The organism is Rhizobium sp. 768_B6_N1_8 (assembly GCF_051811225.1).
Classification (GTDB): Bacteria; Pseudomonadota; Alphaproteobacteria; order Rhizobiales; family Rhizobiaceae; genus Rhizobium.
Genome location: NZ_JBPWPV010000001.1, coordinates 187559 through 199373, shown reverse-complemented (window position 1 = coordinate 199373; position 11815 = coordinate 187559). Strand labels below are relative to the sequence as shown.

At 62.1% G+C, this 11815-nt stretch carries 9 protein-coding genes; 7 read left to right on the top strand and 2 right to left on the bottom strand.

Annotation, left to right across the window (positions count from 1 at the left end; all coding sequences use genetic code 11):
• Positions 1–8: 8 nt before the first annotated feature.
• Both AB8B33_RS00985 and AB8B33_RS00980 read right to left on the bottom strand, forming a co-directional pair.
• Complete coding sequence (locus tag AB8B33_RS00985) at positions 9–1217, bottom strand: acetyl-CoA C-acetyltransferase (protein ID WP_439014049.1); 1209 nt, start codon at positions 1215–1217, stop codon at positions 9–11.
• Positions 1218–1317: 100 nt separating this feature from the next.
• Positions 1318–3111: an acyl-CoA dehydrogenase C-terminal domain-containing protein gene (locus AB8B33_RS00980; RefSeq protein ID WP_439014048.1), complete on the bottom strand. Its 1794-nt coding sequence runs from the start codon at positions 3109–3111 to the stop codon at positions 1318–1320.
• 234 nt (positions 3112–3345) lie between these two features.
• On the opposite strand from AB8B33_RS00980, the gene AB8B33_RS00975 reads away from it, so the two are divergent.
• From AB8B33_RS00975 to AB8B33_RS00945, 7 genes are all read left to right on the top strand, one after another.
• Positions 3346–3735 carry a hypothetical protein gene (locus AB8B33_RS00975; protein WP_439014047.1) on the top strand — a complete coding sequence of 130 codons (390 nt, stop codon included), beginning with the start codon at positions 3346–3348 and terminating at the stop codon, positions 3733–3735.
• 96 nt (positions 3736–3831) lie between these two features.
• Positions 3832–4515 (top strand): DNA-3-methyladenine glycosylase I, encoded by a 684-nt coding sequence (locus tag AB8B33_RS00970; protein ID WP_439014046.1) that lies wholly within the window; start codon positions 3832–3834, stop codon positions 4513–4515.
• Between the two features lie 76 nt (positions 4516–4591).
• On the top strand, positions 4592–5293 hold the full coding sequence (locus AB8B33_RS00965) for an SDR family NAD(P)-dependent oxidoreductase (RefSeq protein WP_439014045.1): 702 nt from the start codon (positions 4592–4594) through the stop codon (positions 5291–5293).
• Positions 5294–5380: 87 nt separating this feature from the next.
• Positions 5381–5746, top strand: coding sequence for a VOC family protein (locus AB8B33_RS00960; RefSeq protein WP_439014044.1), 366 nt, complete (start codon positions 5381–5383; stop codon positions 5744–5746).
• Positions 5747–6032: 286 nt separating this feature from the next.
• The gene (locus AB8B33_RS00955) at positions 6033–9800 is read left to right on the top strand and encodes a peptidoglycan-binding protein (protein ID WP_439014043.1); all 3768 of its coding nucleotides are present in this window, start codon (positions 6033–6035) and stop codon (positions 9798–9800) included.
• Between the two features lie 225 nt (positions 9801–10025).
• Positions 10026–10949, top strand: a complete 924-nt coding sequence (locus tag AB8B33_RS00950; protein WP_439014042.1) for a sulfite exporter TauE/SafE family protein — start codon at positions 10026–10028, stop codon at positions 10947–10949.
• Entirely contained in the window at positions 10949–11749 is an 801-nt protein-coding gene (locus tag AB8B33_RS00945) for a TIGR02186 family protein (RefSeq protein ID WP_439014041.1), read from the top strand. The genes AB8B33_RS00950 and AB8B33_RS00945 overlap by 1 nt, the downstream gene beginning before the upstream one ends.
• Positions 11750–11815 lie beyond the last annotated feature (66 nt).

Sequence of the window (11815 nt, the reverse complement as noted above, 5' to 3'; positions counted from 1 at the left end):
TCTCTCCCTTAAACGCGTTCGATGATGGTTGCCGTGCCCATGCCGGCGCCAATGCAGAGGGTCACCAGCGCGGTGTTGAGATCGCGGCGCTCCAGTTCGTCCAGCACGGTGCCGAGGATCATGGCGCCGGTCGCGCCGAGCGGATGGCCCATGGCGATCGCGCCGCCATTGACGTTGATCTGGTCGTGCGGGATGTCGAAGGCCTGCATGTAGCGCAGCACGACGGCGGCGAAGGCTTCGTTCAATTCGAAGAGGTCAATGTCGGCAAGCGTCATGCCCGTGCGCTTCAGGAGCTTTTCGGTGACATCAACCGGGCCGGTCAGCATCAGAGCCGGGTCGGAGCCGATATTGGCGAAGGCTTTGATGCGGGCGCGGGGCTTCAGGCCCATGCTCTCGCCACCGGCTTTAGAGCCGAGGAGGACGGCAGCGGCGCCATCGACGATGCCGGAGGAATTGCCGGCATGGTGGACATAGTTGACGCGCTCGACTTCCGGATGGGCCTGGATGGCGACAGCCTCGAAGCCGCCCATTTCGCCGGGCATCTGGAAGGAGGGATTGAGGGAGGCGAGCGCCTGCATGTCGGTGCCGGGGCGCATGTGCTCGTCATGAGCGAGGATGGTCAGGCCGTTCTGATCCTTTACCGGGATGACGGAATTCTTGAACCAGCCGTTGTTCCAGGCGTTTGCCGCGCGCTTCTGGCTTTCGACGGCATAGGCGTCGACGTCGTCACGGGAGAAGCCGTATTTGGTGGCAATGAGATCGGCCGAAACGCCCTGTGGCATGAAATAGGCCGGGAAATTGACGGAGGGATCCATGAACCAGGCACCACCGGACATGCCGAGGCCGACGCGGGACATGCTTTCGACGCCGCCGGCGATGACGATATCGTCAGCGCCCTGCGCGATCTTGCCGGCGCCGAAATTCACGGCATCGAGGCCGGAGGCGCAGAAGCGGGAGATCTGCATGCCGGGCGCCTTCGTCGAATAACCGGCCTCGAAGGCGGCAGCCTTTGGGATGACGGCGCCGGCATCCATGACCGGGTCGACACAGCCCATGATGATATCGTCGACCGTTTCCGTATTCAGGCCGTTGCGGTCGCGGATCGCCTCCAGCGTCTTTGCCGTGAGACGGACGGAGGGCACTTCGTGGAGTGAGCCATCCTTCTTGCCGCGACCGCGGGGCGTGCGGACGTGGTCGTAAATGAAAACCTCGGTCATTGTCTCATCTCCCTGGCGGCAATCTGTCTTGCCTCAAATCTTGGAAGGAGGAGAAAAGACCCCTCCCCAGCCCTCCCCACAACGGGGAGGGAGAAATGGCTCAAAACGCTTCGGCGGCGAGTTCCATCATCGTGTCGGCGCCGGTTTCGATGCGGGCCTTGCGCAATGCGGTTTCCGGCATCACGCGCTCCATGAAGAATTTCGCCGTGATCAGCTTGTTCTTCAGATAGTCCTCCCTGGCATCGCCGGCGGCAAGACGCTCGTTGGCGGCTTTTGCCATGCGCGCCCACATATAACCGAGAACGACAAGGCCGAAGAGGTGCATGTAATCGGTGGAACCGGCACCGGCATTGTCGGGCTTGGCCATGGCGTTCTGCATGAACCACATGGTCGCGCCCTGCACGTCGTTCAAGCCCTTTTTCAGGTGCTTGGTGAAGAAGCCGAGTTGCTCGTCATTACGATTTTCTTCGCAGAAATCGCCGATCTCCTTGAAGAGCGCCATGGCCGCGCGGCCGCCGTTCAGCGCCAGCTTGCGACCGACGAGATCGAGTGCCTGGATACCGTTGGCGCCTTCATAGATCATGGCGATGCGGGCATCGCGCACATACTGGCTCATGCCGTGCTCTTCGATATAGCCGTGACCGCCGAAGACCTGCTGGGCCATGACGGCATGATCGAAGCCCTTGTCGGTCATCACGCCCTTCAGGATCGGGGTGACGAGGCCGAGAATATCGTCGGCCGTCTGGCGCTCCTTCTCGTCGGTGGCGCGATGGGCGATATCAGACTTGAGCGCGGTCCAGAGCAGGAAGGCGCGGCCGGCTTCATTGAAGGCGCGGATGGTCATCAGCGAGCGGCGGATATCGGGATGGACGATGATCGGATCGGCCTTCTTGTCCGGCGCCTTCACGCCTGACAGCGAGCGGCCCTGGATACGATCGCGGGCATAATTGGCGGCGTTCTGATAGGCGATCTCGGAAATGGCGATGCCCTGTAGGCCGACCATCAGGCGGGCCTCGTTCATCATCACGAACATGGCGTTGAGGCCGCGGTTTTCGGCGCCGATCAGGAAGCCGGTCGCCTCGTCGTAGTTCATGACGCAGGTGGCGTTGCCGTGGATGCCCATCTTGTGTTCGATGGCACCGCAGGAGACGGCGTTGCGGGCGCCCGGCGCGCCGTCCTTGCCGACGAGGAACTTCGGGACGATGAAAAGCGAGATGCCCTTGGTGCCCTCAGGCGCGCCTTCGATGCGGGCCAGCACCAGGTGGATGATGTTGTCGGCCAGGTCATGCTCGCCGGCGGAGATGAAGATCTTCTGGCCTGATATCCTGTAGCTGCCATCAGCCTGCGGCACTGCCTTGGTGCGCAGCATACCGAGATCGGTGCCACAATGCGGCTCGGTGAGGTTCATGGTGCCGGACCAGCTGCCGTCCACCATCTTCGGCAAGTAGGTGCTCTTCTGCTCGTCGGTGCCGTGGACGAGGATCGCAGCGATAGCGCCCTGCGTCAGACCCGGATACATCATCAGCGACATATTGGCGGCCGAGGTATATTCGCCGACGGCGGTATGCAGCGTATAGGGAAGCCCCTGCCCGCCGAATTCCTCCGGCACCGCAAGGCCGATCCAGCCCCCTTCGCGATAGGCTTTATAGGCCTCCTTGAAGCCCTTCGGCGTAGAGACGCTGGCATCGTCGTGGCGAGTGCAGCCTTCCTGATCGCCGGAATAATTCAGCGGAAAAAGAGCTTCCTCGGCAACCCTTCCGGCCTCGCCGAGGATCGCTTCGATCATATCGGGTGTCGCATCGGCAAAACCCGGCAGATTATTATAGCGCTCGAGACCCAGCACGTCGTTCAGCACGAAGAGCGTGTCGTTCACCGGGGCCTTGTAGACTGGCATCGTTCGAATTCCTCCAATTCGGCAACCGGATCGCTCCGGTCTCGAGACTCTCTTACAAAATATTGACGTTTGCGTAAACGTCAAATTCTTCATATGCGCGATTTTGTGAAGTGTGTGGAGAGGGGCAACCATGCAGCGCCATTACCGCTTCAGCGGGAATAGTCCGTTGCTTCTCCGGCTAAGCGCGCTACACTTAATCTTGTGACTTTGGAGAAGCCTGGGAGGAGCTGTTTCATGAAGAGAGCGTGGCCTGCGGAGTTCAATTCCATTTTCGATACGGCGGAGGAAGTGACCATCGAGCCCATAACAGTCGAGCCGGTCAACGGCGAACGGCTTGTTGCGCATGACGAGCCTCCGGTTCCGCGCAAGGCGCTGAGAGTGCGTATTCCCATGGAAACCTACGAACGCATCTGGCCGCTGGCAGAGATGCGGTTCCGGCCGGGCGAAGGTCCCTACGCCGGCAAGGCGGTGACACTGATCGCCACCAACCCCCACTATCATCCCTGGCACCCTGCCGATGGCGGCAGCGAGGAGAAAGTCAGCGATAGCGGACGGCATTACAAGATCGATTATCTGATCGTGCATTTCCTCTTAGATGAGGTGCGCGAAACCGTAGCAGCCTGAGCATGGATCTCACGGCTTGAAGGTCCAAACCGCTTGAAGGCAGGACAGCTCCCGGAATAGGCTTGCGCAAGCAAAGTCCATTCGGGGAGCCAAGCCTTGAGCGATTTCGATATCATCCGCCAGCGCGCCGAGCAAAGAAAAGGCGGAGCCGATGCGCTGAAAGCGATGCTGCCGGCCATGCCTGATCATGAGGCGCTGCGCGCGCTGCCCGATGACCGCATTCTTTCGCAGATGACCCGGCGCATCTTCTACAGCGGCTTCGTGCACAAGGTCATCGACAATAAATGGCAGGGCTTCGAAGAAGCTTTCGATGGCTTCGATCCTGCCGCCCTCAACATCGCTCCCGACGAATTTTGGCATGATCTGACTGGTGATGACCGCATCGTCAAGAACGGCGCGAAGATCATGTCGGTACGCGCCAATGCGGCCTTCGTGCGCGAGCTTGCGAACGAGGCCGGCAGCGCCGGCGCCTTCTTCGCCGATTGGCCGCGTGAGGATCATATCGGCCTGCTCGAATTGCTCACCAAGCGCGGCAGCCGGCTGGGTGGAGCCACGGGTCAATATTTCCTGCGCGGCATCGGCCGCGACAGCTTCATCATGACATCAGATGTGCTCGCCTGCCTGAGGGATGCGGGCGTGCCGCTTTCGCCATCCGGGACCGGCAAGAAGGATCAGCAGTTGATCCAGCAGACGTTCAACCGCTGGGCCAATGAAACGGGGCTGCCGCTCGCCTATCTCTCGCGCATCTGCGGGCTTTCGATCGACGCGCCGGAAGCGTGAAAATTTCCGCCCGACGGTTTTTTTAAAGGCCGGGGCTGCCTACCTCTCTCGAAAGGTTCATCCGAAGGAGAAGATCATGGCCGAGTTTCCCTATCGCAGCGCGCTGATTGTCGGCGCCGGTTCCGGCATCAGCGGCTCGCTCGCCCGCAAGCTTTCAGACCGCGGTGTGAAGGTTGGTCTTGCAGCACGCAATATCGGCAAGCTCGGGCCGCTGCTCGACGAAACCGGAGCCAAGGCCTTCGCCACCGATGCCGCACAACCGGCGGCGGTTTCGGCGCTGTTCGAGCGCGTGGATGCAGAGATCGGCGAGCCTGATATCGTGATCTATAATGCCAGCGGCCGGGTGCGCGGGCAGATCGCCGAGCTCGATCCTACCGATGTGGAACAGGCGATCGCGACCAGTGCCTTCGGCGGCTTCCTCGTAACCCAGCAGGCGGCAAAACGCATGATCCCGCGGGGACGTGGCGCGATCCTGCTGACGGGGGCGACGGCCAGCATCAAGGGCTATGCGCAATCGGCGCCCTTTGCCATGGGAAAATTCGCCCTGCGCGGCCTGGCGCAAAGTGCCGCCCGCGAGCTTGGGCCGCTGGGCATCCATGTGGCGCATTTCATTATCGACGGCGCTGTGCGATCGACCACCAGACCCGACCGCGAAGACAAGCCTGATGGCACGCTTTCGCCTGATGCGATCGCGCAATCCTACATCGATGTGCTGCTGCAACACCGCAGCGCCTGGTCGCAAGAAGTGGAACTGCGGCCCTGGACGGAGAGCTTCTGATCCGGCCGGTTACGAAGCGGTATATTTACTTCTCCGCAAGCATGGAAACCAGTAAGATCAGGCCGGCTTTGATAGCTGGAGGGAACGATGCCGCGCCTGGACCATGTCACGATCGATACCCGCAATGCGCCGGTCATGATCAGCTTTCTGGAGAGCATTCTCGGTGTGAAGGAAGGCTACCGACCACCCTTCCCTACATCCGGCCACTGGCTCTATCTGGATGACAAGCCAGTCATCCATCTGAGCCTTACTTCACGCACAGCTGACTTTCCGCCCGGCATCCTCAACCATGTGGCCTTCAGCCTCTTCGAATTCGAACCGGCGCTCGCTCGCATCAAGGCGAGCGGCTATCGCTATGAATATCTCGACATTCCGGATACCGAGCTCGGCCAAGTCTTCGTCTATGGGCCAGAGGGCGTGAAGATCGAGCTACAGTACAAGCGGCCGATCTGAAGATTCCCGCGCTCCAAACTGGCCCGAAAAGGGCAAAAGTTAAAAAATTCTCATCCGGGTTAACGAGTTCTTTACCACGTTTCGTAAAAGGTGCGCGGTGAGCATTGGCGATCTGCATTCCTTTTCTTTGTCTCGCGTTTCAGGAGTGCCGCCAAAAAGTCTATCCAGCTTGAGGAAAGTCTAATTGACTATTTCCTTATGGATGGCGCTCTCCGATGCGTACCCCGGTATGCTTCGGAAAAGGCAATGATCGGGCCCAGACCGGGTAATCGAAGCGAGCAAGAACATGAACGGATCGCGATCACATTCTTCCCGGCACTCCGACAGGACCTCGCTCGACGCGTTGAACCGCACCATCGAAGGGCTGGAAGCGCGGATAGAAGGCCTGATGGGCAGCGGGCGCGAACAGCGGCCTCGCAATCCGACGCCCGAACGTGATCGCTACGCCAGTTCCTATGCGCCGCGCGCAGCCGATCCGCTTGCGGAAATCCGCCAGCGCCAGCGCGCGCTTGACGCTACCAGAGAGAACCGCGAGCGCGCCTATACGCGCGAAGCGGCACCGGCCCTTCTGCGTGAACCGGCTCTCGCGCCTGCCCTGCAGCGCGCTCCGGCGCCGCAGCCGGCGACAGCCGCCTTCCGCGCCTCCGACGACACGATGACTGAAATCGCCCAGGCACTCGTCAACCTGCGGCAGGATCTGAAGCGCGACATTTCCGAAGGTGTCACGCGCGAGATGAATGCGTTGCGCACGGAACTGCGCGAGATCAAGACCAGCGCGCAGGACCGGCATTTCGCAGACGACATCCGCGCCGACATGGGTCGTCTGTCGCAGAGCATTGCGCAGCTCACCAACCGCTCGGCCGGACCGGAGGCTACCGGTCTGCGCAACGACTTCGAGGAGCTGCGTTCGCTGATGGACGGGCTGGCGCGCGAAGATTCGATGCGCCACATGGAACAGCGCTGGGAGAATGTGGAAAACCGGCTGGCAGAGCTCGACACGGCCGGACTGCAGGGAGAGCTCGTGTCGCTCGCCTACCGGCTTGACGACATCAAGCGGCATCTTGGCGGCATGGGCGAAAGCCCAGCCGTGCAGGCGCTGGAAGACAAGCTCATCACTATCGCCTCCGCTGTCGAGCAGTTCGGCAATCTGATCCAGCCGCACGACCGGATCATGTCCGAACAGTTCGCCGCGATGGATACGCGGCTCGACGAGATCAGCCGCGCGATCGCCGCCAGCGGACGCACTGCCACGGGTACCGACCCGGCGCTTATGCAGCGGCTGGAAAACCGCCTTTCCGCACTTGGCGACCAGATCGAGCTGATGGGTCGGGCCACCATGAGCCGGCCCGGTCCAGCCGACGACATGGCAGGCCGGCTGGAAGCGCTGACGGCGCGCGTTGAAGACCTCGCCAATACCGAAGCGACTTCACGTCTCGACGAGCGGCTGGAGCACCTTTCCTACCTGCTCGAACGCACACAGAAGGCCGCGCCGCAGCCGGACCTGACCGGCACGCTTTCCGATATCTCCCGCAAGATCGATGCACTGGAAAGCGGCTCGGTCAATGATGCGCTCGCCAAGCGGCTCGACTATCTCGCACGCCGCATCGACGAGATGGAAATCCGCCCCGCCCCGGCGCCTGTTATCGACGACAGTGCCTTTCAGCGTCTCGAAGGGCGGCTCAGCGACATCGCCGCGCGGCTCGAAGAAAGCACGGCAGCTGCGCCGACCGACACGCGCGCGCTGAAGAACCTCGAAGATCAGATCGCCAATCTCTCCGAACTCTTGAGCGCACCACGCGAAAATGCCGAAGTGTCGGCAAATCTCGACCGCCGCATGGGCGCGATCGAAGATTATATCGCGACGAACGACGAATATATCATCGAGGCCGCGCGGCAGGCGGCAGAAGCGGTGGTCGATGCCTATTCGCGCAATGGCGGAGCGCAGGGCGCTGCACCTGCAGCAGCCGACATGTCGGCTCTGGTCGCGCTTGCCGAAGATCTGCGGCATCTCGAAGATCTGAGCCGCGACGGCGAAGAACGCACCCACAAGACCTTCCAGGCTCTGCACGAGACTTTGGTGCATATTGCCGACCGGCTGGATACGATGGAAGAGCGGGTTCGCCCGGCCGCCCGGATACCGGCGACAGAAGTCGATTTCGACGTCGATCCCTACGCATTGGTCGACGCAGGCCGGGAGCCAGCTAAAGCTCCGGTGATGCAGGCGCCGAAGGCTTCGCCCGTGCTGCGCACGGCCGCAATCGCTGAAGAGGCGGCGCCGCGCATGCCGGAAGCGGCATTGGCCGACAGCACCAGCGCGATCGCCATCGAAGCCACCAGCCAGCAGGAAAAGTCAGTTGTTCCCGCCAAAGGCAGCCTGCTCGCAAGCCTTGGCCGCAAGCTGATGCCAGCGCGCAAGACGGAAGCAAAGGCGGTTGCCGAGCGCACGGTCATCGATCCCGCTCCGTCGATCGATCCCGTCGACGTGATGCCGACTGAGGCGGCAAACGAGCTGCTGGAACCGGGCTCCGGCGCACCTGACGTGAAGAAGATCCTGGAACGCGTGCGCGCCAGCCAGAACGCCCAGCGCGGCAAGCCGGCCACCGAAAACGATCGGGCGGACTACATCGCCGCTGCGCGCCGCGCCGCGCAGGCTGCCGCCATGGAGATCGACAGCAACGGAAAGCCTGCGACGCGCGCCGAGCGTCGTGCCGCCAAGCCTGAAAAAGCTGGCAAGGGTGGCGCCTTCTCGCGCTTCCGCCGGCCGATCCTGCTGGCAGTCGGCGCCGTACTGCTCGCCATTATGGCCTTCCCGCTTGCCCGCACGCTGACGACGGGCGAAAAGGCCCCGCCGCCGGCTGAAGTCTCGGCCCTGACCGGTGCGACCGAAATGCCGCAAGCCAACATGGCAGCCCCTGCACCGGTTGCGCCGGAAGCAATCGCACCGGAAATCGGTGCCCAGGCGCCGGCGATGACGCCGGAGACAACACCTCCCGAGGCGGCCGCTCCTGCAGAGCCGCAGGCGGCGACACCCGACCACCTGACCGATGCCGCGCCACCTGACGGCGAAGGCGCCGAATCCTTCGACCAGGCACCGGCACAGGAGACGTCCAGCTTCGTTCCGAACGCGCCCGCCGCACCGGTGGCAACGACGCTGGCAGCTCCTGCTGCTGCTTCCATCATCGTTCCCGACACGATCCAGCCACAGCCGCTCGCCGACGCAGCACGCAACGGCGATGCGCTAGCGCTTTTCGAGATCGGGGCGCGCTACACCGAAGGCCGCAACGGCCTTGCCGCCGACCAGAAGCAGGCCGCGAGCTGGTATCAGCTTTCCGCCGACAAGGGCTTTGCGCCGGCGCAGTACCGTCTCGGCAGCATGTATGAGAAGGGCAATGGCGTCGCTCGCGACGTGCAGAAGGCCAAGGCCCTCTACGAACAGGCCGCAGCCCAGGGCAATGCCAGCGCCATGCACAATCTCGCCGTGCTCTACGCCTCCGGCGCGCTCGGCCAGCAGGACTATGCTACGGCCGCCTCATGGTTCCAGAAAGCAGCCGACCTCGGCATCACCGACAGCCAGTTCAACCTCGCCATCCTCTGTGCCCGCGGCAATGGTGTGCCGGCAGATCTGGAAGAATCCTACAAGTGGTTCGCGATCGCCGCCAAAGCCGGTGACAAGGACGCCGCTCAAAAGCGCGACGAGGTGGCGAATGCCATGAAGCCGGACCAGCTCGAGCGCGCCCGCGCCAAGGCCGACCTCTGGAAGCCGCAGCCACTCGACAACAAGGCGAACGGCATCGAGATCCCGGACGCATGGGCAAGCGGCGCTGCGCCGAAGACGGCAACCGTCGACATGAAAAAGGCCATCCGCAACATCCAGGCGATCCTCAACAATAACGGCTTCGACGCCGGCCCGCCGGATGGAGAGATGGGCGCCAAGACGGTGACCGCCATCAAGAACTTCCAGAAGTCGATCGGCCAGGAACCGACCGGCAAGGTCAATGACGACACGGTGAAGGCGCTTCTGGAGCGGAACAAACCAGGCGCCAAGGCCATCTGAGACAACCCGGCGGCACCCTGCCGCAGGGCTTTGCGCACTTTCGCACTGACTGTCACAGAACCTGAAAAAAGCCGGATTATGCGGGACATATCGGGGCTCGCATCCAGCTGACCATGGCTTTTTTCCTTCGAAAGCCTCTGGCAACGATTTGACAGTAGGATGCGCCATTCGAATGGGGACGTGAGAGTGCCGCCCCGGTGGGAGCGGCAATAATCGGGGTCGGCTGTGACAATCTATCTGCCCATCGCAGAATTGTCGGTGAACATTTTCATCATTCTCGGCATGGGGGCTGCCGTCGGTTTCCTGTCCGGTATGTTCGGCGTTGGCGGTGGCTTCCTCATCACGCCTCTGCTGATCTTCTACAACATCCCCCCGGTCGTCGCCGTCGCGACTGGCGCCAACCAGGTGGTGGCTTCCTCGATATCGGGGGCGATCACACATTTCCGGCGCGGCACGCTGGATGTGAAGCTCGGCACGGTGCTGCTTGTCGGCGGTCTTTCGGGCGCGACGGTCGGCATCTGGATTTTCTCCCTGCTGCGCGCCATCGGTCAGCTCGACCTCTTCATCTCCCTGCTTTACGTCGTCTTCCTCGGTACGGTCGGCGGGCTGATGCTTTGGGAAAGCGTCAACGCCATGCGCCGTGCCGCCCGTAACGAAGCGCCTGCCCCACGGCGACCGGGCCATCAGCACTGGGTGCACAAGCTGCCGCTGAAGGTGCGATTCAAGAAATCGAAGATCTATCTCTCGGTGATCCCGATCGTGACACTCGGATTTTCGATCGGCATCCTCACCTCTGTGATGGGTGTCGGCGGCGGCTTCATCATGGTGCCTGCGATGATCTACCTGCTGCGCATCCCGACCAATGTGGTCGTCGGGACCTCGCTCTTCCAGATCATCTTCGTGACCGCCTATACGACGATCGTGCAGGCGGCGACCAACTATTCGGTCGATATCGTGCTCGCCTTCTTCCTGATGCTCGCCGGCGTCATCGGTGCGCAGTATGGCGTGCGCGTCGGCCAGCGGCTGCGTGGCGAACAGTTGCGCGCTCTGCTCGGCCTGCTGGTTCTTGCCGTCGGCCTGCGCCTTGCAGTCGCACTGGTCGTGACACCGGAAGACATCTATTCGGTGGTCATGGGAGTGGGGAACTGATGCTTCGGCTCCTCCTGCTCCTTGCCCTTCTCATGCCTGTCGCCGCCTCGGCACAGGTGCTGCTGCCCGGACAGGGAACGACGCGGACAGAGCGCGAGGGGCTGGAAATCGGCACTTCCACCAGCGAAATCGCCATTACCTCCGATTTCCGCGGCGCAGACCTGACGATTTTCGGCGCGGTGACGAATACTGACGACCTGCTGCTCGCCATCGGCCAGTATGATGTCATCGTAGTTCTGGAAGGCCCGCGCGAAGACGCCACGGTGCGCAAGAAGGAGCGGGTCTTCGGCATCTGGATCAATACCTCGTCAATGACCTTTGCCGACGTACCGCATTCCTATTCGATGTCGAGCTCGCGCTCTATCGACGACATCACGACACCGCTCGACCTGACCGGAGAGGGTATCGGCATCGACCATATTCCACTGCGGCCGATCGATTTTGCCGGCAACTTCAACAGTCTCAACGAATTCCGCACAGCCTTCCGGCGTCTGCAGCAATCGGGCGGGCTTTACGAGCGCGATCCGAGCGGTGTTCGTTTCGTCTCCTCCAACCTCTTCAAGGCAAGCCTGCGTCTGCCGGCCAATATTCCGAACGGCGTGCATACGGTGCGTGCCTATCTGTTCAAGAGCGGGAAATTCGTAACGCAGAAATCGCAGCCGCTGCGCGTCATCAAGACGGGCATCGAGCAGACGATTACCGATGCGGCGCATGAGCAACCGATTTTCTACGGCTGCTTTGCGGTGTTGCTGGCCGTGCTGACGGGATGGGGCGCCAGCCTGATTTTCCGCAAGGATTGATCGGGCGGAGGTCCGCCGTCGCGGCGATGACTTTCAAATGGGCTTTTATCAAACGTCCGGGGACGA

What these genes read in the sequence shown, in the direction of transcription:
- AB8B33_RS00980 (WP_439014048.1), bottom strand. Translation starts at nt 3,111, where the DNA reads ATGCCAGTCTACAAGGCCCCGGTGAACGACACGCTCTTCGTGCTGAAC.
- AB8B33_RS00945 (WP_439014041.1), top strand. Translation starts at nt 10,949, where the DNA reads ATGCTTCGGCTCCTCCTGCTCCTTGCCCTTCTCATGCCTGTCGCCGCC.
- AB8B33_RS00955 (WP_439014043.1), top strand. Translation starts at nt 6,033, where the DNA reads ATGAACGGATCGCGATCACATTCTTCCCGGCACTCCGACAGGACCTCG.
- AB8B33_RS00960 (WP_439014044.1), top strand. Translation starts at nt 5,381, where the DNA reads ATGCCGCGCCTGGACCATGTCACGATCGATACCCGCAATGCGCCGGTC.
- AB8B33_RS00985 (WP_439014049.1), bottom strand. Translation starts at nt 1,217, where the DNA reads ATGACCGAGGTTTTCATTTACGACCACGTCCGCACGCCCCGCGGTCGC.
- AB8B33_RS00965 (WP_439014045.1), top strand. Translation starts at nt 4,592, where the DNA reads ATGGCCGAGTTTCCCTATCGCAGCGCGCTGATTGTCGGCGCCGGTTCC.
- AB8B33_RS00975 (WP_439014047.1), top strand. Translation starts at nt 3,346, where the DNA reads ATGAAGAGAGCGTGGCCTGCGGAGTTCAATTCCATTTTCGATACGGCG.